At 69.1% G+C, this 19928-nt stretch carries 17 protein-coding genes and 3 pseudogenes; 11 read left to right on the top strand and 9 right to left on the bottom strand.

What is annotated here, in order from left to right; all coding sequences use genetic code 11:
• The first annotated feature begins 180 nt into the window (after positions 1-180).
• Both OG440_RS00600 and OG440_RS00595 read left to right on the top strand, forming a co-directional pair.
• A complete protein-coding gene (locus OG440_RS00600) occupies positions 181-1365 on the top strand; it encodes a sensor histidine kinase (RefSeq protein ID WP_406004833.1) in 1185 nt (394 codons plus the stop codon).
• Entirely contained in the window at positions 1362-2021 is a 660-nt protein-coding gene (locus tag OG440_RS00595) for a response regulator (protein ID WP_406004832.1), read from the top strand. Before OG440_RS00600 ends, OG440_RS00595 begins: the two co-directional genes overlap by 4 nt.
• 294 nt (positions 2022-2315) lie before the next feature.
• Here the strand turns inward: OG440_RS00595 and OG440_RS00590 are convergent, their stop codons facing one another.
• The 3 genes and pseudogenes from OG440_RS00590 to OG440_RS00580 form a co-directional block, all read right to left on the bottom strand.
• Positions 2316-3536 carry a metallophosphoesterase gene (locus OG440_RS00590; protein WP_406004831.1) on the bottom strand — a complete coding sequence of 407 codons (1221 nt, stop codon included), beginning with the start codon at positions 3534-3536 and terminating at the stop codon, positions 2316-2318.
• Positions 3537-3643: 107 nt separating this feature from the next.
• Positions 3644-4648 carry an NADP-dependent oxidoreductase gene (locus tag OG440_RS00585; RefSeq protein WP_406004830.1) on the bottom strand — a complete coding sequence of 335 codons (1005 nt, stop codon included), beginning with the start codon at positions 4646-4648 and terminating at the stop codon, positions 3644-3646.
• A 399-nt stretch (positions 4649-5047) separates the two neighbouring features.
• Positions 5048-5628 (bottom strand): annotated as a pseudogene (locus OG440_RS00580) (TetR/AcrR family transcriptional regulator).
• A 63-nt stretch (positions 5629-5691) separates the two neighbouring features.
• On the opposite strand from OG440_RS00580, the gene OG440_RS00575 reads away from it, so the two are divergent.
• Positions 5692-6327, top strand: a complete 636-nt coding sequence (locus OG440_RS00575) for a UBP-type zinc finger domain-containing protein (protein ID WP_406004829.1) — start codon at positions 5692-5694, stop codon at positions 6325-6327.
• Between the two features lie 113 nt (positions 6328-6440).
• Here the strand turns inward: OG440_RS00575 and OG440_RS00570 are convergent, their stop codons facing one another.
• Entirely contained in the window at positions 6441-7259 is an 819-nt protein-coding gene (locus OG440_RS00570) for an SAM-dependent methyltransferase (RefSeq protein ID WP_406004828.1), read from the bottom strand.
• 61 nt (positions 7260-7320) lie between these two features.
• Here OG440_RS00570 and OG440_RS00565 point away from each other — a divergent pair.
• Positions 7321-7512, top strand: a pseudogene (locus OG440_RS00565) (VOC family protein); the annotation flags it as partial.
• Positions 7513-7610: 98 nt separating this feature from the next.
• On the opposite strand, the gene OG440_RS00560 reads toward OG440_RS00565, so the two are convergent.
• Entirely contained in the window at positions 7611-9557 is a 1947-nt protein-coding gene (locus OG440_RS00560) for a glycoside hydrolase family 9 protein (protein WP_406004827.1), read from the bottom strand.
• 514 nt (positions 9558-10071) lie between these two features.
• On the opposite strand from OG440_RS00560, the gene OG440_RS00555 reads away from it, so the two are divergent.
• From OG440_RS00555 to OG440_RS00545, 3 genes are all read left to right on the top strand, one after another.
• Positions 10072-10629: a hypothetical protein gene (locus tag OG440_RS00555; RefSeq protein ID WP_406004826.1), complete on the top strand. Its 558-nt coding sequence runs from the start codon at positions 10072-10074 to the stop codon at positions 10627-10629.
• A 67-nt stretch (positions 10630-10696) separates the two neighbouring features.
• Positions 10697-11200 carry a hypothetical protein gene (locus tag OG440_RS00550; protein ID WP_406004825.1) on the top strand — a complete coding sequence of 168 codons (504 nt, stop codon included), beginning with the start codon at positions 10697-10699 and terminating at the stop codon, positions 11198-11200.
• A 212-nt stretch (positions 11201-11412) separates the two neighbouring features.
• Positions 11413-11568 (top strand): DUF6131 family protein, encoded by a 156-nt coding sequence (locus OG440_RS00545; protein WP_406004824.1) that lies wholly within the window; start codon positions 11413-11415, stop codon positions 11566-11568.
• A 624-nt stretch (positions 11569-12192) separates the two neighbouring features.
• On the opposite strand, the gene OG440_RS00540 is transcribed toward OG440_RS00545, so the two are convergent.
• Together OG440_RS00540 and OG440_RS00535 are read right to left on the bottom strand one after the other, a co-directional pair.
• Positions 12193-14172 (bottom strand): amino acid transporter, encoded by a 1980-nt coding sequence (locus tag OG440_RS00540; RefSeq protein WP_406004823.1) that lies wholly within the window; start codon positions 14170-14172, stop codon positions 12193-12195.
• Between the two features lie 373 nt (positions 14173-14545).
• Positions 14546-15544: an RNA polymerase subunit sigma-70 gene (locus OG440_RS00535; RefSeq protein ID WP_406004822.1), complete on the bottom strand. Its 999-nt coding sequence runs from the start codon at positions 15542-15544 to the stop codon at positions 14546-14548.
• 286 nt (positions 15545-15830) lie between these two features.
• Here OG440_RS00535 and OG440_RS00530 point away from each other — a divergent pair, with 286 nt between their 5' ends.
• Positions 15831-16223, top strand: coding sequence for a YciI family protein (locus OG440_RS00530; protein WP_406004821.1), 393 nt, complete (start codon positions 15831-15833; stop codon positions 16221-16223).
• Positions 16224-16963: 740 nt separating this feature from the next.
• On the opposite strand, the gene OG440_RS00525 is transcribed toward OG440_RS00530, so the two are convergent.
• Complete coding sequence (locus tag OG440_RS00525; RefSeq protein WP_406004820.1) at positions 16964-17500, bottom strand: hypothetical protein; 537 nt, start codon at positions 17498-17500, stop codon at positions 16964-16966.
• Positions 17501-17711: 211 nt separating this feature from the next.
• On the opposite strand from OG440_RS00525, the gene OG440_RS00520 reads away from it, so the two are divergent.
• The gene (locus tag OG440_RS00520; RefSeq protein ID WP_406004819.1) at positions 17712-18089 is read left to right on the top strand and encodes a nuclear transport factor 2 family protein; all 378 of its coding nucleotides are present in this window, start codon (positions 17712-17714) and stop codon (positions 18087-18089) included.
• A gap of 71 nt (positions 18090-18160) precedes the next feature.
• On the opposite strand, the pseudogene OG440_RS00515 reads toward OG440_RS00520, so the two are convergent.
• Positions 18161-18244: pseudogene (locus tag OG440_RS00515) on the bottom strand (IS630 family transposase); the annotation flags it as partial.
• Positions 18245-18449: 205 nt separating this feature from the next.
• Between OG440_RS00515 and OG440_RS00510 the strand changes: the two are divergent.
• Both OG440_RS00510 and OG440_RS00505 read left to right on the top strand, forming a co-directional pair.
• On the top strand, positions 18450-19094 hold the full coding sequence (locus tag OG440_RS00510) for a GAP family protein (protein WP_406004818.1): 645 nt from the start codon (positions 18450-18452) through the stop codon (positions 19092-19094).
• A 224-nt stretch (positions 19095-19318) separates the two neighbouring features.
• Positions 19319-19804, top strand: coding sequence for a VOC family protein (locus OG440_RS00505; protein WP_406004817.1), 486 nt, complete (start codon positions 19319-19321; stop codon positions 19802-19804).
• Positions 19805-19928: the final 124 nt, after the last annotated feature.

Here is a 19928-nt window from a genome sequence, read left to right as displayed (position 1 = left end):
GAGACGGTCGCCTCGATGAGGAGTCTCAGCGGCCTCGGGAGGGGCCGCGTACTTCGAACGAAGTACTTCTGCCCTCCACCTTCGACGGAATCGGTCCTGCCGTCCCCGTCGACAGAAGCGCTCGGTCGTCTACTTCGTTCGAAGTACACGGCCACCGCACACGTGAACGAGAATCGGCTCATGGCCAAGGCGCAGAACAGTCAGGACGGGCCGGCCGCACCCCTGTGGGTCCGCCACCCCGAGGTGCTGCACCGCGTCGCCTATGCGATGGCAGGCCTGGTGTTCACCGGGCAGATCGTGGCGGCGACAGTGAGGGGATCGGACTGGCCGACGGCCCTGTCCGTGCTCCTCGCCGGCGGCGGCGTAGCCCTCTCGTGGTGGAAGCCGTGGGCAGGACTGGTCGTGACGAGTGCGGCGTCCTTCGCCGTCACAGCGGTGGGTGACGACCCCCTGTCGGTGTGGATGATGGCGGTGCTCGTGCTGTTCTCGGTCACTCTCAGGGGAAAGCGGCCGCTGGCCGGGACCGGCATCGTGGCGGCGTTCTTCCTGGGGGCATTCATGACGGTCGGAGGGTTCCGTGGTGGTGCGGTCGTGGGAGCCGCCGCCCTCTTCTCGGCCATGGCGGGAGGCGCGACGGGGGCCGCGCTCCGTATCCATCGGGAGCACTGGTGGACCCTGGAGGAACGGGCCGAGATCGCCATCGCCACCCGCGAGATCGAAGCCATCCGACGGGTGACCGAGGAACGTCTCCGTATCGCCCGGGACCTCCACGACGTCATCGGCCACCAGGTCGCGATGCTGAGCGTGCACCTCGGTGCGGCGGAGATCGGGCTGCCCGAGGACGCCGATTCCTCCCGGCAGGCCCTCGTCTCGGCCAGGTCCAGCGCCCGTACCGTCGTCGTCGAGACGCAACGCATCCTCGCACTCCTCCGCCTCGGGGACGACGTCTCCGGCGACGAGGCGCTCCGGCCGACCCCGGCTCTGAGCGGCCTGGAAGGACTCGTAGCCTCGTTCGAAAGCATCGGCCTGGACGTCCGGCCCTCCATCGACGTCCCGGCCGGCTTCGTCGAGCCGAGCGTCGGCGTAACGGTCTACCGGGTCGTTCAGGAAGCGCTCACGAATGCCTACCGGCATGGAGAGGGGACGGCAACGGTGGAGGTGTGCGAGCACGACGGCAGGATCCGCGTCACCGTGGAGAACCGAGTCGGTCACTCACCTCACGGCTCCGACCCGGGCAGCGGACTCGGCCTGGTGGGAATGCGCGAACGCGTCGAGTCCTCCAGCGGGCGGCTGACCATCGACCGTCACGACGGGCGATTCCGGGTCCACGCGGAGTTCAGCCCGCTGGGAGAAGTCGTCCGATGACACGGATTCTGATCGTCGACGACCAGGACGAGATCCGAGCCGGGATCCGGGCGATGCTTCGGCTCGACCCGAGTCTCGTCGTCGCGGGGGATCTCTCCGACGGACTCCAGGTCGTCCCCTTCCTCCGGGACCACCCCGTCGACCTGGTGCTGATGGACATCCGGATGCCCGGCATCGACGGTGTCGAAGCCACGCGCAGGATCCGCGCGGAGCATCCACCCGAGAAGACGCGGGTGATCGTGCTGACCACTTTCGACCAGGACGACATCGTCCTCGCCGCCCTGCGCGCCGGCGCCAACGGCTTCCTGAGCAAGACCGTGAGCCCTGCTGAACTCGTCGCCGGAATCACCGAGGTCGTGGGCGGTGGCGGTGCGCTGTCGGCCGCGGCGACGGCCGCGCTCATCGGTCACATGACCGACAGTCCGCCCCCGCTGATCGACAAGGAACTGCTGCGACGCTTCAGCGCCCTGACCCCCAGGGAGCGGGACGTGGTCGTTCTGGTCGCAAGCGGTCTCGGCAACGACGAGATCGCGGCCCGGATGTCCGTGTCACCGTTCACCGTGAAGACGCATGCGGTCCGCGCCATGACGAAAGTCGGCGCCCGCGACCGGGCCCAGCTGGTCTCCTTCACCTTCCGGGCAGGCCTCTACCCCTGAACCCGCCGAGCGGGCTCCCGAGACAGGCGGCCGCCGTGGCGATGCCGAGCGGTCCGGCGGGCGAGACGGCATGGGCGCTTCCCTGGAAGACCTCGTCATCGCGCTGCGCGAGCGGCCCACCTGAGCGTGTGCCTGCGGAGAGGCCTCCCGCCACGGCAGGCAGACGAGCTGGGAGTCGGTCGGTAGCGGCGGCCGTCCTTCCCCGGGGCCCTTTGCCGGCGGTTGCCCATCGGCCCCAGGAGCCGGCCGGGCGGCTCATGGACGGCCTCAGCGGACGCGTCGTACCGCCCGGTGCTAAAGCGAGGTGGGCAGCTGCGGGGAGCGCAGCACGAGCAGGGTGATCTCGCTGGGGGCGAAGACGCGGAACGGCGGGCCCCAGAAGCCGGTGCCGCGGCTGGTGTACAGCAGCGTGCGGGGGCCGTGGTGGCTGAGACCGGCGACGGCGGGCTGGTCGATGCGGACCAAGTGGTGGAAGGGCCAGATCTGGCCGCCGTGGGTGTGGCCGGAGAGCTGAAGGTCGATGCCGGCGGCAGCCGCCCGGTCGATGAACTTGGGCTGGTGGGCCAGGAGCAGGACGGGCAGGTCGGGATCGGCGCCGTTCAGAGCTCCGGCGAGGTGGGCGCGGTGGCCCGCCAGGCCGGAGGACTCGGCGGTGACGTCGTCCACGCCTGCGACCACGAGGGTGTCGCCTCCGCGTTCGAGCAGTAGATGGCGGTTGCGGAGCGGCTCCCAGCCCAGCTCGTCCATCAGGTCGACCCAGCCCTGGGCCTCGCTGTAGTACTCGTGGTTGCCGGTCACGTATACGCGGGCCCGGGTCGCCCGCACGGTACCGAGCGGGACGGCCTGGGCACGGCGGCGTTCGGCCGTGCCGTCCGCGATGTCGCCGGTGTGGCAGACCAGGTCGGCTTCCAGGGTGTTCACCGTCTCGCACACCCGTGCCGACCAGCGAGCGCGATCGAGTGGGCCGTAATGGGTGTCGGTGATGAGGACGACCCGGGTGCCTTCCAACCCGGCCCCCAGTCGCGGGAGTTGCACGTCGAGGCGGCGTACGCGTGGCACACGGCGGGCCTCGGCGTACCCCCAGGCGAGCAGCACGGCGGCTGTGCCGAGCACGGCCCAGGTAACGATGCGGGCCCGGTCCTGACTCTCGCCGACGTCGGCCACGGTCAGGGCGACCCGCAAGAGGACGCCGAGCAGCACGGACCAGGTGAACAGCACCCAGCCGGTGCCCAGCAGGGTGTCGCCGATGATCGCCGCCCGGTCCTGCTGGCGCCGGCCGTGGCCGCGCACCATCGCGAGCGGCATACCGATGAGACCGAGAGCGAACAGAGCGGTACCGGCCAGCGTGACGGGCAGCGGCCAGTGCTGGCCGCTGTGCAGAAGCACCACACAGGGCACGGCCCACAGCAGAACGGGGGCGATCAGGGGGAGATAGCGCATCAGGCTGAGCAGTCGGCTCTGCCGGGGAGCTCGCGCCTCACCCTCGGCGGGCCGGGTGTTGCTGGTGTCGGTCACGCTTGCCCTCCCTGACCAGGCTGCCGTCTCGCGCACTGTATCCGGTCGCCCTCGGGGCGGCCGGACGGGCCTGCGTGGGGGACCTTCAGGGGGAGGCACGACGGTCCTCACGGCATCCTGACGACGACCTTGCCGGCCTTCGCCCGTCCTGCTTCGACGTACTCCAGCGCTTCTGGGGCAGACTCGAACGGGAACACGGAGTCGACGACGGGGCGGATCTTTCCTGCGTCGATGAGCGGCGTGAGTTCGCGCAGCTGGTCGCCGCTGGCCTTCATGAACAGGAACGAGTACTCCACGTCGCGGCGCCGGGCGCGTCGCCGGATCGGGAAGCTCAGTGCGGACATCACCAGCCGGACGACCGGATTGGCTCCGAGCTCCCTGGCGAAATCGGCGTCGGGCGGGCCCGCGACGCTGATGACCTTGCCGCCGGGCTTGAGCACGTCCAGGGACTTCAGAAGCGTCTCACCGCCGAGCGAGTCCAGGACGACGTCGTAGTCGTGCAGCAGCGTCTCGAACGCCTGCTTCTTGTAGTCGACGACAACGTCCGCGCCCAGGCGCTTCACCAGGTCGACGTTGGCCGTGCTCGTGGTGGTCGCCACGTGTGCGCCCAGCTGTTTGGCCAGCTGGATGGCGATGGTGCCCAGGCCTCCGGAGCCGGCGTGGACGAGGACCTTCTGACCTGGCTGGATGTGCGCCCGCTCGACCAGCACCTGCCACGAGGTCAGGGCGACCAGAGGCAGGGAGGCCGCCTCTTCCATCGTCAGAGTGGCAGGCTTCATCGCCACGTCGTCCTGATGTACCGCGATGAGTTCGGCGAACGTGCCGATCCGGTTCTTGTCGGGTCGTGAGAAGACCTCGTCGCCCACCGCGAACCGTGTGACGGCCGTACCTACTTCGACCACCACTCCGGCCAGGTCGTTGCCCAGGACGAACGGGACCTTGTACGGGAGGATCGTCTTCATTTCCCCGTCGCGGATCATACGGTCGAGCGGGTTGATGCTCGCGGCCCGGATCCGGACCAGCACGTCGTTCGCGCCCACGTCCGGATCCGGCACTTCGCCGGCGCGCACCCCTGCCTTGTCACCGTAGCGCTCTAGCGTGATGGCCCTCATCGTGGTCTCCATATCTCGTCCGCAGGGGGCGAGGATGCTGTTCATCCCGGGCTTCCCGAGGGGCGGTCGAAAGTAATTGAATTATGATCGTAATGTTACGGGCTCGGTCGGTGGACCGCAAGTCGGCTCACTCCTCTCGGGGTACCCCGCCCCGCCCGTGGCGTACGCAGGGCTGATCGGCGAGCCCCGGTCGTTGTGCCGAGTTGCCGCCTGTGAAGTCCGGCGGAGATGTCCCGCTTCTCGCAAGGGTGGCGCGGTGGGCTCAGGCAGTGTGCTGCTCGGATGTGACGGGGGGCCTGTGGTGACGGAGCCGCGACGTTGCGCGGCGGGGCCAGGCCGGTGCATGTCGGGATGTGGTGAGGCGGCGGCGGAGCCTTCCGTCAGGATGGGCCGTTCTCCTCAGGTCATGAGGCTGAGTGCGTTTGCGATTCCCTGCTCGAGGACGTCGTCTGTGAACTTCCGGTCGGAGAGGGCGCGGGAGAGTTGCAGCGTTCCCACCAGCATGGTGTAGAGCCCGATGGCCTTGCCGCGAGCGGACTGCGGGTCCTCGGGGGACAGGCGGGCGGCGATCTCTTCCAGGATGTCCCGCGCGCCGTCGGTGTAGGCGCCCTTGGCCCCGTCCCCGCAGCGGCCGAGCTCGTCGAGCAGGGCGGCGGAGGGGCATCCGGTACCGGGATGGTCGCGGTGTTCGGACGACAGATATCCGCGAATGAGGTCCTCGAGTCCCGGGCGCCCGGGCGCCCGGGCCGCAGGATGTCGTACGTGGCGACCTGGGTGCGCAGTTGGTCGGCCACGACATGCGCGACAAGGTCGTCCTTGGACGCGAAGTGGGCGTAGAAGGCTCCGTTGGTGAGTCCGGCTTCCGACATCAGCGTGGAGATGCCCGAGCCGTCTATGCCGTCCTGCTTGAATCGCCGCCCTGCCGTTTCGATGATCCGTTGCCGGGTCACCTGCTTGTGCTCCTTGGCGTAGCGCACCACGAGCGTCCTCCACTGTTTCGATGGGGCCGTTGTCTCGCACCCAAGCCCGATCTATGGTCTGACATGCGTAATATAATCATCGGCGGACGGGCCGTTGCGATCGTCAACACCTCCCTGCTCCACGAGTACGACGTCCTCGGGAGGAAGACGGGGGAGTGGAGCGGGTCCAAGACCGACGCCGACAAGCTGACCGCCTGGGCGTACGACACCCTCTACAAGGGCCAGTTGGACTCCACGACCCGCTACGTGAGCGGCGTGGGCGGCTCGGCTCGTTCTTCGATCGACACGTCGTGCTCTCGTGCGTCGCGCATCCGACAGGCCGGGAGTGGGCGAAGTGTGGGGTGCGGCAGGACCGAGCGAGAGCCGGCGAAGGAGGAGATCATGGCCAGGTGGACTCTGCGTGCCGATGGTGGCCGGCCGGAGGGGCGCGCATGCGCACACCTCGAAACGCCTGAACCGGAGCACGCGTCGCAGAGCGGCGTATGCCGCCAGTGCGTAGCTCTCGGCCACGACTGGGTGGCCCTGCGGGTATGCCTCTCCTGCGGCCACGTGGGCTGTTGCGACAGCTCGCGCCACGCCCACGCCACCGCCCACTTCGAGTCCAGCGGGCACCCCCTGATGCGCTCCGCCGAAGCCGGCGACGAATGGGCCTGGTGCTTTGTCGATGAGGTGTACCTCCAGCCCCGCGACGACGGCTGATCGGCCGTGTGGGGCTGCCGCACACCCACACTCGTCGGTGCCGAGGCGCTGCGCCACCCCGGTGATCTGGACGCCGGAGCCGCAATCAGCCGGCGATCGCCGTCCGGGGCTGTCTAGGCTTTCCGGGCCAGTCCGGCGGCGATGAGGTGCTCCCAGACCGTGAGCTCCCGTGGTTCGCCGCCGTTCCACGGGTTGTCGGTCTCGTCGGGATGCCACAGGGAGGCGGGGACGATCCCGGGGTCGAGGATCTCCAGGCCGTCCAGCAGGGAGGCGATCTCCTCGTCGGTGCGCCACCGGCCGCGGCCGAACGTCTGCTGGAGGACCTTCTCGGCCTGTACCGTCTCCGGGTTGTGGCCGGAGCGGAAGTGGCTGATGAAGAAGTAGCTTCCGGAAGGGACTTGGTCGCGCCAGTAGCGGACGATGCCGGCGGGGTCCTCGTCGTCGTTGACGTGGTGGAGGATCGCGCTGAGGATGACGGCGACCGGACGAGTGAAGTCGATGATCTCCTGGGTGTCGGGGTGAGAGCGGATGCCTTCGGGATCGCGCACGTCGACCCCGACGACCCGGGTCCGGTCGTTGTTCTCCAGCAGAGCGCGGCCGTGGACCAATACCTGGAGGTCTGTGTCGACGTAGACGACCCGCGACTCGGGTGCGTGCCGTTGTGCGACCTGGTGGACGTTGTCCGCGGTCGGCAGGCCGCTGCCGAGGTCGATGAACTGCCGAACGCCGGTGGTCTTCGCGATCTCCCTGACCGCCCGGGTGAGGGCCGCGCGGTTGGCGAAGGCGATGGCCACCGAACCGGGCAGGTCGCGTTTGAACACGTCACCGATCTCGCGGTCCACGGCGTAGTTGTCCTTGCCGCCGAGCAGGTAGTCGTAGACGCGCGCGATGCTGGGCTTGGTCGGATCGATGGAGGAGCCTTCGTACGTCATGGCAGCCATTCTTCCCCGCAACATCGCCTGCGCACCCTCGTTTTGTCACCCTCCAGGCGGTCGGGGCGCCCAGCTGCCGCCCACCCCGGCATTCATCGGCGTGCCCGAGGGCAAGACCGCCAAGAACCGGCTTCACCTCGACGTCGGCCCGATCGACGGAAACACCCGGGACGAGGTGACCCGACCGCTCGGTCTGGGCGCCGTCAAGGTGGGCGTGGGCCAGGGCCCGGACGGGAATCGGGTCGTCATGGCCGGCCGACCCCGGGGCACCCGGCTGCCCGAGGCGGCCCAACCGTCCGGCCATGACGGCCATGTCCCCTGGGTAGGCAGCGACTTGAGGAGTCTGGCGGCTCAGGGGGTCGGTGACGCACCGCCGACCTGTGCGGTGAGGGCGAAGGCCAGGAGGGCGGTCGTGGTGAAGTCCAGTGCGGGCTCCACCGTCTGCCAGGCGCCCACGTCGTCGACATACCGTGCGCCCTTGCCGTCGAAGTCGGTCCAGGCTCCGGTCGGCGGGGAGGCCGTGCACTTCTTCATGCTCGGGAAGCCGTTCGACTCCTCCAGTTTCCCGGCGGCGTTGGGGCCGTTGACGACGGCGCCCCGCAGGATGGCGCCCTTGCCGTCATGGCTGCCCCCGAGGTTGGCGAGCTGGTGTTCCGGGCAGTGCGGGTAGACCTCACCCGCGCCGATGACGAAGCTGGTGCCCCAGGCGTTGGCGCCGAGGGCCCAGCCTCGCTGCCGACCGGCGAATGCCGCGTAACGGGTGTCTCCGGTGGCCTCGGCGTAGAGACGGGCGGTGGCCACGAGCCCGAAGGTGTGCGGTACGGCGTCGAAGTCGTCGTAGACGGCGCCCGCTCCGAACGGGTCGCGCCCGGCGCGGTCGACACCGTCGTCCAGCTGGCGGCGCAGGTCCGCGTACAGCTCTTCGGCCCCGATGCCGTTCGTCCGGGCGCCGTCCAGGACCGTGGCCAGGTCGACGTGGGCGAGAGCACTGACGTCCGCGACATTGAGGGTGCCCCGGACGTCGGAGGCGAGATAATCCCCGGCCCAGCCGGCCGCGGCGTCCGCCCAGTCGTGCTCCCGGTCGTCCCCGAGTTCCCGTGCGGCCAGGGCCAGTTCGGCGCCGCCGAACTCCATGTCGTCCTGCCACGAGTCCTCGGGGTAGAAGGCGCCCGGGAACGCGGTCACGAGCTGATCCTCGGGGTCGTGATCGGTGTCGGCCAGGTCGTAGACGGCGGCGGCCTTGTCCAGCCAGTCCTGGGCCTCCTCCGGATCGACGGCGGCCGCCCGCTGTGCCGCGAGGGCGAAGACCGCGGCCACGCGTCCCGCCAGATTGGGGCTGATCGCCTCACCCGGTGCGGCGGCGCGGAAGACCGGCCGGTGCTTGATCGTGTAGTCGGGGTCACCCGGTGACACGTCGAGTGGGTCGTCGGCCTCCGGCAGCCGCCACACGTCGTGATCCGTCCGTACGGCCTCGTTGCCCACGCCGATGCCGACCTGCGCGTAGAGGGTCTCGCTGTCCTCGTCCCACATCTTGTCCAGCCAGGCCAGTCCGTGCGAGGCCTCGGTCGACAGCTCCGCCAGCTCCGGCAGGCCGCGCTGGGCGAGCAGGAGTTCCGCGACCGAGTAGGAGGTGGTGCCGGTGAACTTGAGGAAGTCTCCCGCGTCGAACCAGCCGCCCGAGACGTCGACCCGGTCACCCGTCGGGGTCAGTCCCTCGTCGAGCAGCTCGTCGCCCTCCTCGTCGTAGACGGGGTCGTCGTAGACGGTCGCGTCCTGGTCGGTCAGATGTGAGGGCCCGCGCCGCAGAGCGCCGGGAAGCACGTCCGCTCCGTCGCGTTGTGCTTGCATGAACCGGACGTTGTCCTGGACGAGCGGGGTCATCAGCTCGCGGGCACCGGCGATCCGGAACGCCGGCGAGCGGCCGGCCGCGGTGCCGGTAAGGACGACGCGGTAGGTGCCAGGGGTGTCGAGCGCGGAGAGGTCGATGGCACGCACCGAGGGATACCCGGCGTTCCAGCGCCCGGTGACGGCGCCGACTCGCCCCGCCAGGACGACGTCGTTCTCCGCGTCGACGACCTCGAAGCGCGCTCCGGCGAGGACGCCCGTGGGCCCCATGACGTAGGCCTGCTTCGCCTCGCCGCGTACATAGCCGACCTGGTCGACCCGGATGGCCACCTCGGCCGGGTCGGACGTGCCGTCCCCAGCGAAGGGCAGGCCATGCAGGGCCAGGGCGAGCAGAAGGGTGCCGATTCCCGCGGCGCTGCCGACCAGCAGCCGGGGCCTGCGCAGAGCCTTCATGCGCCCACCGTGCCGGTGTCCCCATGAGAGGAGGTCACACTCCACCGCCGGCCGCCAGCTCTCCGGCGGACGGGCGGCGAGCCCGCCACCCGCTTCGGCCGGAGTCCGCGCGAGGCCCACCGCACACCCCTCGCAGGCAGCTGAGCAGCGACGACGGGCCCCGACTCGGGAGCGTCCTCGAAGACCGGTATACGCATGATCTCGACCTTAGACGGTGCGGTTGCCGGGACCTTTCGGCGCCCCGGGTCGAGGCGCGGCCACCGACCCACCGACTCACCGCCCCACCGAACCGGGCCACGGGACCCGCCGCACCTGGCGACGACGGAGGCCGGCGTACCCGGCCCGGCCTGCGATCAAGGGCACCTGGGCCTGTGGCTGACGACCGCTCGGGACCTGCGCGGCACGCGACGGCCCGGCAGGACGTGAACCTCCGGCAGGGGGCGGTTTTAATGACAAAACATGGGTAACCGGAAGGAACAGGAATATATGGCGAGCCCGTGAGGGGGTTCTGCCCATGTCGACAGGGACACTTCTGGCCATCATCATTCCCGTCGTGGTGGTGATCGGCCTGGTCACCGCGGCCATCGTGCTCCTCATGCGCCGTCGGAAGCTGCGTGAGCGCTTCGGCCCGGAGTACACGCGCACGGTGGAGGACGCCGACAGCCGTAAGGCCGGCGAGCGTGAGCTCCGAGCCCGCGAGAAGCGGCATGACTCACTCGACATCAAGCCGCTGGACAGCACTGTCAGGGATCGGTACACGCGGGACTGGACTCATGTGCAGGACGAGTTCGTGGACCGCCCGGAAGACGCCGTGCACGACGCCGACCGCCTGGTGACCTCGCTGATGCACGAGCGCGGTTACCCGACCCAGGACTTCGAGCAACGGCTCAAAGACCTCTCGGTCGAGCACGGCCGTACGCTCGAGCACTATCGGGCCGCCCACGACGTCGACGTGCTCAGCACCCGCCACGAGGCCACCACCGAACAGCTGCGGGGCGCCATGGTGCACTACCGCGCCCTGTTCGACGAGCTGCTTGCCGACGGCGGACAACCGCACCACGCCCGGGCCTGAACGGCGCGGCGATCAGCCCGCCACCCGAACCGTGACGCCGCCGAAGGCGTCCGGGAACGGAGGAGACATGCGACGCGAAGACACACCAGGCGCCGTCGGCGCGAGCGGTCTGTCCACCGACGACCTCGCCCAGCCTCGCGGTCGGCCCATCCAGGAAAGCCCGGCCGGCCCGCAGTCCGACGTACCGACCTTTCCCGGCGAGAGCACGGACACGCCGAGCAAGCCCGCTGAAGAGGAGTCCGTGAACGCCGACGCGGCCACTCCCGCCGACACGAACCGGGACGCCCGAGCCGAGGACGACACACCGCAGCTCCTCACCGCAGAGGACGAGGAAGGCTTCCGCACCCGCTGGCAGGAGGTGCAGAACAAGTTCGTGGACGACCCGCGCGACGCCGTGCACACAGCCGACGCCCTCGTCGCCGATGTGATGCAGAAGCTGGCCGCCACCTTCGCCGACCACAAACAGGAACTGGAAGGACAGTGGAACAGGGGCGAGCAGGCCGACACCGAAGACCTGCGCCAGGCACTTCGCCACTACCGTTCCTTCTTCAACCGCCTGCTGGTCACCTGACACAACGCGCCTGACAAAACACGGCGTAGCGAGGATGACGGGTCGTGAGGTCGTCGCGGTTGAAAGCCGTGCCGGTGACGTCGGCCCCCCACGAGGAGGGGGCCGACCCCGAATCCCCGAGTGAGCCAGCCGCCGCACCCCTCTGTCCCTTCGTCGCCTATGAAGATCCGCTGCTCGCCAGGGGCAGCCATCACTCCCCGAAGGGGAACGTCATGATCATCCTGGGTGTCATTCTGCTCGTCATCGGCCTCGTCGCCGGCATAGCTTTCCTCTGGACCATCGGGGTCATCCTGGTGGCCATCGGAGTTGTCCTGTGGATCCTCGGCGCGATGGGGCACGCCGTCGCCGGACGACGCCACTACTGGTGACCGGTCCCGGGCCCCGTGACCGACCGGCGGCGGCCCGGGGCTTCGCCCGCTGTCTCGCGAGCACCGATGCGGACCCCGTCGGCCCGCTGAGCCGCGCCGATCACGGCGTCCACGACCCCGATCACCGGCTCGGACGCATCGATGATCGTCGCGCCATGCCTTCCGTAGATGGCTCGCATCCGAGGATTCCACCTCAGGGCCGCCGCGAGTTCTTCGGGGTGTTGACCGAAGTGTTCGTGGTGCGGGTCGCGAGCCGGCGGCGGAGGGTGCCCTCGTCGATCACCAGGCACACCACGACGTCGAAGAGATCGCGGACCTCTGCCTCGTTCTCCGCCGACTTGGGGCCACCTGGCGCTCGACGCCGACGACGGCTTCAGTCACTGGATTGACCGAGCTACGGGCGAGGTCGTGGTAGATCCGCCGTCTCCGGTCCTTTGAGGGCCGGCTCGACCGATAGGGGTGGGCGATCGTCCTACGTTGGGAAGCGCGACATTGGTGTGGGGGACGGGCAATTCGGGGGCTGGTAAGTCCACGGTCTGCGGGGAGTTGCGAGCGCGTGGAGGGAGAGCCTTCGCCGACGTCGCGACACCGGACAGGGACGGCGGGTCGGCTTCGTCCTGGGTGTCAGCCTGCGACGTGGATGCCGGGGCGGCGGGCGGGGTCGGGTTGATGTTGGCGGATGATCTCACGGGTGACGGGGGCGGTGTCGCCGCGGCCGAGGAGGAAGTAGCGGAACATGTGGGTCAGCGGACTGCCTTCGGCCCAGGCGAAGTAGCAGTGCGGCTGGACGCCCGTGGTGTCGTGCAGGGTGAGAAGGATCGCGGCGATGGCGTTGGGCGCGGCGGGGGCTTCGGCTCGCAGGATCCGGTAATCGTCGACCTCGACGCCGCGGACGGTGAGGGTGTCGCTGAAGTCGGAGGGGTCGACGACGTCGATCTCCAGGAAAAGGATGTCGGCAAGGCCGGGCACCGGGTTGGCGGCACGTTGCTCGCGCTCCTTGTCGGCGTACTCGGCGCCGTCGCCGGCCTGGCGGCGATTGGTGATGATGTTGATGGCGTTGTCGTGCGCGAGCGTGTCGGTGATGAACCGGCGGGCGGCTTCGTCGAACACGATTTTGTCGGCGCGCAGTTCGGTGGTGCGTGAGATGCGGGAGACCAGCGAGATGGTGATGATGCCGACGATGAACATCGCGGAGATGGTGATGCCGTCCGGCTTGTCGACGATGTTGGCCACCAGCGCGTAGAGCAGTACCGCGGTGAGCACGGCGAAACCCCCGCACAGGGTGCGCTGTCGGCGGCGCAGCGCGGAGACGGTGACGGCGAAGGCACCGGAGACCATCATGGCGAGGATGCCGGTGGCGTAGGCGCCCGCCTGGGCGTCGATGTCGGCGTCGAAGGCGATGGTGATGATGACGCACAGCGCTGTGTAGACCAGGACGACCGGGCGTACCGCGCGCCCCCATTCGGGGGCCATGCCGTAGCCGGGAAGGTAGCGCGGAACGATGTTGACCAGTCCGGCCATCGCGGAGGCGCCCGCGAACCAGAGGATCAGGATGGTGCTGATGTCGTACGCGGTGCCGAAGGCCTCTCCGACGTGTTCGTGGGCCAGCCAGGCCAGGGCCCGGCCGTTGGCCGCACCGCCCGCCTCGAACTCCTTGTGCGGTATGAGGACGGTGGTCACGAAACTGGCGGCCAGCAGGTAGACGCTCATGACGAGCGCTGCCGTCGTGAGCAGCCTGCGGGCGTTGCGGATGCGGGACTTCAGCCGCTGCTCGCCGGTCTCGCCCTTCGCGGAGATGAGCGGCATCATGCTCACCCCGGTCTCGAATCCGGACAGGCCCAGCACCAGCAGCGGGAAGGCCAGCAGAGCGGGCCCGGCCAGGTCACCGAATCCCCGGCCCTCGGTGAGCGCGCCGGTCCATGACGAGAAGGCGGTCGGGCTGGTGAACACATCCACCAGGCCGACGCCGATGGTCACGGCGTTGAGCACGAGGAAGACGGCGACCAACGGGATGGCCACGCTCACGGCTTCGCTGAACCCGAGCAGGAACACTCCGCCGAGGAGCACCAGGAGCGCCACGGTGATGACGACCTCATGCCCTTGCAGAGCATGCGGGGCGTAGGAGCTCTCCACCAGATGCACGGAGGCATCGGCCGCGGACAAGGTGATCGTGATGATCCACGAGGTCACCACGAAGCCGAGCAGGACCAGGACGAACAGTTTGCCCCGCCAGAACGGCAGCAGGTCCTCGAGCATCGCCACCGATCCCGCTCCGTGCGGACTCTCGCCGGCCACCCGCCGGTACATCGGCAGCATCCCCACAAGGGTCAGCACCACGAGCAGAAGCGTGGCCAGCGGCGAGACCGCACCGGCCGCGAGGGCCGCGATCGCCGGCACGTAGGCCAGGCTGGAGAAGTAGTCGACGCCGGTCAGACACATCACCTTCCACCAGGCGTGGGACTCGCCGGCGCTTGTCTCCGCCGCGGGATTGACCGCCTGCACCCGGTGTCGCAGCAACCACCGCCCCAGAGCACTACCGTGGCGCTCCGGTGCGGCAGGATGCTCCACCACGTCCACCGTGGCCGGATCGTTCACGTCGGTCATACCCCCACACCCTTCAACCTGCCCAGCGGGCAGGGCTGCACAGCCCCGCGACGATCATCGAGTATGCGGCCTCCCGGTGCCTCCGCCCTACCAGGACGACAACCTGCCGAGCTGCGCGCTTCCCCACCCTTCTGCCCCAGCCACTGCCAGGTGTGCGTGTTGGGCAAGGTGCAATACCCGAGGGCGTTGGAGGGCGTTGGAGGGCGCTGGAGGCCGGCGGTGGACGGTGAGGGACGGCGGTGGACGAAAGCCGGTGAGTGGCGCAGGAATTGAGTCACCGATGATCGACGGTGCGCGGGGAGGAGGGGCCGGTGTGATCCTCAAGCCTCGCGAGATGGTGGCCTACGCGGCAGCGTGAGCGTCCACAACGGGACTACTCCGTGCCGCGCGCCGGCAGGCGCTCCGGCAGCCCGAGCCGCGGGAACCGGTCGCCGTGGAACGTGACGATCTCGGAGATCGCCCCGCCGGTGACGCGCAGGACGTCGATCGTCAGCGGCAGGTAGGCGCCCTCCTGCTTCCGCCACAGGTAGAACGCGACGGCCGGCTGCCGATTCACGGAGGTGATGACGGCACGCAGGCCCTTCATGCCCTCGAAACCGCTCTCGACCCAGTCGTTCACCACAGTGTCGCGGCCGACGTACAGGCCCGGTGTGGGCGGCATCGAGCAGCGGACGTCGTCCCGCAGCAGTGTGGCGAGCCGACGGACGTCCGTGGCCACGCTGGCGTCCGTATAACGGCGCACCAACTCGCTTGTCCCGGCGTCCTGTTCGCCGCCGGTCCAGTCCTGCCGCTCGGACGGAAGGTGCTCGCGCATGCCGGCGTGGGCCCGCTGGAGCGCGCTGTTCACGGAATTGACGGAGTCCCCGAGGAGCTCCGCGACGTCCTTCGCCGGCCAGCCGACCACGTCCCTGAGGATCAGCACGGCCCGTGGTCGCGGCGCGAGGTGCTGCGCCGCGACCAGGTACGCCAGCTCGATCGTCTCCCGCGCGACGGCGGCGGTCTCCGGATCGTCCGCATCGCCCGCGGGCAGCTCGTCGAGCAGCTGGTCCGGGTAGGGCTGAAGCCACGGCACCTCGCCGCCGGTGGCGGGTTCCGGGCGGCACTTGGCGAGCAGGTCCAGACAGGCGTTGGTGGCGATCCGGTACAGCCAGGCGCGGAACGTCGACCGCCCCTCGAAGGTCTCCCGCCGCCGCCAGGCACGGAGGAACGTTTCCTGCACGGTGTCCTCGGCGTCCTCGAACGACCCGAGCATCCGGTAGCAGTGCACGTGCAGCTCCCGCCGGTGCCGCTCCGCCAGCCTCGAGAACTCCGGCTCGTCGACCTCGGCAGGCCCGCTCACGCCCATCTCCTCCAGCCGCGTGTCCACGCTCATCACGTCATCCTTCCGCCTCGTCGTGTCCCGTCATAGGTGTGACGGGTGTGGACGCGGAAACTCATCACCGGGGCTCCGATTCCCCGCTGTTCACGCCTGGCAGCCGGGTGAGGGCGCGCCCGGCACCGCCGCCGAGGCTGCGGAGAAATTGCCGGCCCAGGCGGTCGCGGGACGCACGGACACCACATCGTCGGAGGGCACCGATGAGTTTCGCTGCTCCCGGCTGTCTACCTCGTTGTAAGCATCAGAAGCGAAGCCCAGCGGCCACCCAGGAAGGGTGAGAAACATGAAGTACATGATCCAGATGAACGTGCCTGCCGCCGAGTGGGACACCATCATGTCGTCATACTCCAAGGACGACATGGAAGCCATGTTCGCTCACATGAACTCTCTCAACGCCGACCTCACGTCCGCCGGTGAATGGGTCGACGGGCAAGGCCTCGGAGGCCCTTCGCAGGTCAAGACGGTACGGGCCGGCAGCGACGGTCGCCCGCAGGTGACTGACGGGCCGGCCCAGGCGGGCCCCATCCTGGCCGGGTACTGGGTGGTTGACGTCAAGACCGAGGGCAGGGCCCTGGAGATCGCCGCACGAGCGTCGGCGTGTCCTGGACCGGGCGGAAAGCCCGGCAACGACCCGGTTGAGGTGCACGCGATCCCCGAAGGCCCGCCGGAGGCCTGACCGGCCGTCCGTGGCAGCGCCTGGACAGGGCGAGCCGAGAGCCGCCGTCACCGACTTGCAAGAGCATCTCGCCCAAAAGGCGCGACACCCCAGAGGCAGGTGACCTGGCCATCGACAGTGCCATCTACACCTACGAGGACGGCACCCCCGCGCTTGTGCCCGCACGTGCGCCGCTGTTGCGCGTGGGCACCCGCCTCGGGTGGCGTGAGCGGTACAGACTGGTCAGAGCGCTGGTTCCGGGAGCTGTCCAGGCTCGACGACGACAACTTCGACACGCGTACAGCCGACCGCTTCCAGAGCACGCCGTCGCTTCGTGGCGGAGCGTTTGTCGTACCGGCTGCCGGAAGCCTGTGGGGCACCATCCGGGTCGGTCCACGTCAGGCCGTAGCGGCGCTTGGCGGTAGTCATGCGGTCATCCTCTCTGGCGTCACCGTCCGTGCGGGCGACCCGTGGGCAGGGGACACTCCGTTCGGCCCAGTAGCTTCACATGCACTGGTCCATCGAAGAAAGACTGCAACGCGCAGTGAGTAGCCGCCAGGGAGCGGCGGAGGCCACAGCCTCGGGCCGCAGATCGGCTAGGTGTGGCACTGCGCCGGCTGAGGCGATGCGCTCCCGCGTCGCGGATGCAGTCCGTTATTCGCGATGGCACCGTCTTCTGAACGCATGCCTGGTGCCCGAGCGGGCGACAGCGGAGACCACCACACTCCGGTGCGCGTGGCGCATGACCGGAAGGTGACCGACTACAGCAGGCCGGTGGCGTGCTCTCGCAGGAATGCTCCGGCATGAGCGGCGGCCTCTTCCTTCGTCGCGTACCAGGTGTTGTCCCCGGCGGCGGCGCGCGTTTCGTCCGCGCCCTCGCCGGTCCAGGTCCACCGGCCGGATGACGGATCCTGGGTCAGTTCGGCGGTGCCGCCGAAGAGTCCGAGGGCCGTACCCGTATGCGCCGCCGCGGGCACGTTGCGGGGGACCGAGTTGGGCCACTTCTTGCGCGCGCCTTGGCGGGTGATGCCCCAGACGGTGCCCATCTGCTCATAGCTCGCACCGTAGGAGCCGGCGGTCGTCGCGGCGACCGCCGTCAGCCGCTTGACTTCGGTATCCACCACTTTCCACGCGGCGAGGACGGACAGGGCCACCTCAACCGGGTCCGCCTCCCACATGCGGGACTCCGGCAGCCCCGACGTGCGGGAGCGTATGGCGGCAGCAAGCGGGGTGAGGGCATCGGTAAGAGCCTTGCCCAGCTCGGCGTGTTCTTCGGGGGTGATCTCCATCGAAGTCATGCGACAACTGTAGTTACCCTTGAGCGCCCTTGACAACTTTTGTTTGCATCGTCGGGTTCGTGTTGCCGAAACTGCAGAGGTCGTCGCCGGCTTCAGTCGGCCGCGGTCCCGGTTCGAGTCACGCGACGACCGCTGTTGTTGAAGGCGGCGGCAGTGATCGGAAGGTGGCTTGTGGGACGAGCGCACGCGAAACGGCTGGTATTACTGGGGCATGCAGGAAGAGACCGCACGCTCCGCGATCGACACGTTCATCTCCGCGTTCAACGCCTCGGACGACAGCCATGTGACGGCCCTGCTCTCTCAGGCCCTGACCTCGGACGTGGTCTTCTGGGGACCGTTGGGTCGCAGCGAAGGAATCGCGGCCGTTGAGCGGTTCGTGCTGGACATCCGGCGCCACCCGGCAGGAACCGGCACGATGGTGCGCTGCTCAGCGGTGGACATGCCCGACGAATGGGCCCGGTACCAGTGGGTCTTCACCACGCCTGACGGAGGCCCCCGCCTGGCGGGAACGGACGTCGTCCATCTGCGACGGAGCCTCATCGATCAGGTCATCGTCTTCGCGGGGGAGATCGAGCCGTTCGCCTCCTGAGTCGCCCTTCTGTCGCTGTCCTTCTCCTGGACCTGCCCCTCCGGCGCTCGGGAGCTGCGGTTCGCGGTCGGTCAGGCTGCGGCGTTGAGGGGGCGTCCGCTCCAGCGGATGCCCTTTTCGCTGCGAGTGCGTGCGCGTTCCCTGCGTTGGGCGGCGGCTCGTTGAAGCCGAGGCAGACGCAAGTCGGCGATGCACTTCGGAAACAGACCGGCAGGGCTTCCTGGGCGTGGCCTGCTTGACCCGCCAGGCCGTCACCTGCACAGTCGGGATGCGGCACCGTGGCGGCGCCGCATCCCTCTGCCGGCCGGCCCCCAGTCGATGGGCGGCGGACGGCTCTGACGCCCAGGAGCGACTGGTCCGATGGTCCTCGACCTGGTGGTGATCGGAACGGCCATCACCCTGGGGCCCTTGCACAACAGCGCCTTCATCCTGCTGCTCTCCTCGCGGCGCGGCGCCCGGCAGGGGCTGGCATTCCTGTTGTCGTGGCTGGCCGACCTGATCGCCGTGATTGCCGTCGTGGTGCTGCTGACCGGTGGTCAGCCCCCGGCCCGCCACAGCGCGCCCTCGACCGCCGTGATCGCCGCGAAACTCGCCATCGGTCTGATGCTGGTGGTGTACGGCGCACACCGGCGACACCGGCCGCCCCGCCCGCACGGCCCACCGCGCTGGGCCGCCCGGGTCGACAATGCTTCCTGGGTTACGGCAGCCGGTCTGGCGTGGCTGCTGCAGCCCTGGGGACTGGTCGGCGCCGGTGCTGCGACGGCTCTCGAGGCGGACCTCTCCACCGCCGGCGACTGGTTCGCGTTGACCGGCTATTGCCTGCTGGCCACCCTCAGCCTCATCGTCATGGAGATGTACGCAGTCTGGGCCCCTGCGGCCGCGGAAGCCCGGCTGAATGCCCTGCGGAACTGGTTGGGCCGGAACCAGGAGCAGCTGATTGTCACGCTGTCCCTCGTCGTCGGCCTGTGGCTGACTGCCGTGAGCATCTACGAGCTGGTCGCCTGACGCAGGCTGCCCAGCCCCGCGATCACCACCCTCGTCGCACTCGACAGTGATCGACAAATCCTTCGGGGAGGTTCCAGGTCCTGCGTGTCCTGAGGGGTCAGCCGTCGAGCGGAGCCTCCAGCCCCCCAAGGCGCATCGGTGTTTGACCTCGACCATGGTCGAGGTTCTAGGTTCGTTCCAGAGCCGCAGGGGCAGACCGGCGGTGCCTTTGAAGGAGGTTCGTCATGGCTGAGAGCACAGCTGGCATCGAGATTCCCGACCGTTACCGCTACGCCGTGATCCCGCACATCATGGTCGATGACGCCGCCGCGGCGATCGACTTCTACCGGCGGGCGTTCGGTGCTCGTGAGGAGTTCAGGGTCGATGCTCCGGGCGGCGGGATTCTGCACGCCGAGATCACCATCGGACGGTCGGTGCTGATGCTGGGCGACGCCGGCGTGGAAGAGGCCGGGACCGGCTCCTTCGCCGCGCCCGCCTCGCTTGGTGGAGGCACGTCCGTCACGCTGCATGTCTTCGTGCCGGACGTCGACAGCTTGGCGAAGCGCGCAGAGGCTGCCGGTGCCGAGGTCCTCCAGCCGCCGACAGACATGTTCCATGGCGACCGCACCGTCATCCTCAAGGATCCTTCGGGTCACCTGTGGGTGTTTCTGACCCACGTGGAAGACGTCTCGGAGGAGGAGCTCCGACGTCGGCTGTCCGCCGCCGGGTGACCGCTCGCAGTTGCACACAGTGACCGCCACCTCGCGCGCCGACGGGGTGTGTCAGAAACTTCCTGTTCACGGCGGGCGGAGCCAAGTAGACAGAGGACGCTTCCTCGGCGAGCGGCGGTTGTCG

Origin of the sequence: Streptomyces sp. NBC_00637 (assembly GCF_045161545.1) — a bacterium.
Lineage (GTDB): Bacteria > Actinomycetota > Actinomycetes > Streptomycetales > Streptomycetaceae > Streptomyces.
The sequence above is the reverse complement of the archived record's forward strand: the minus strand, read 5'-3'. Positions and strand labels throughout refer to the sequence as shown.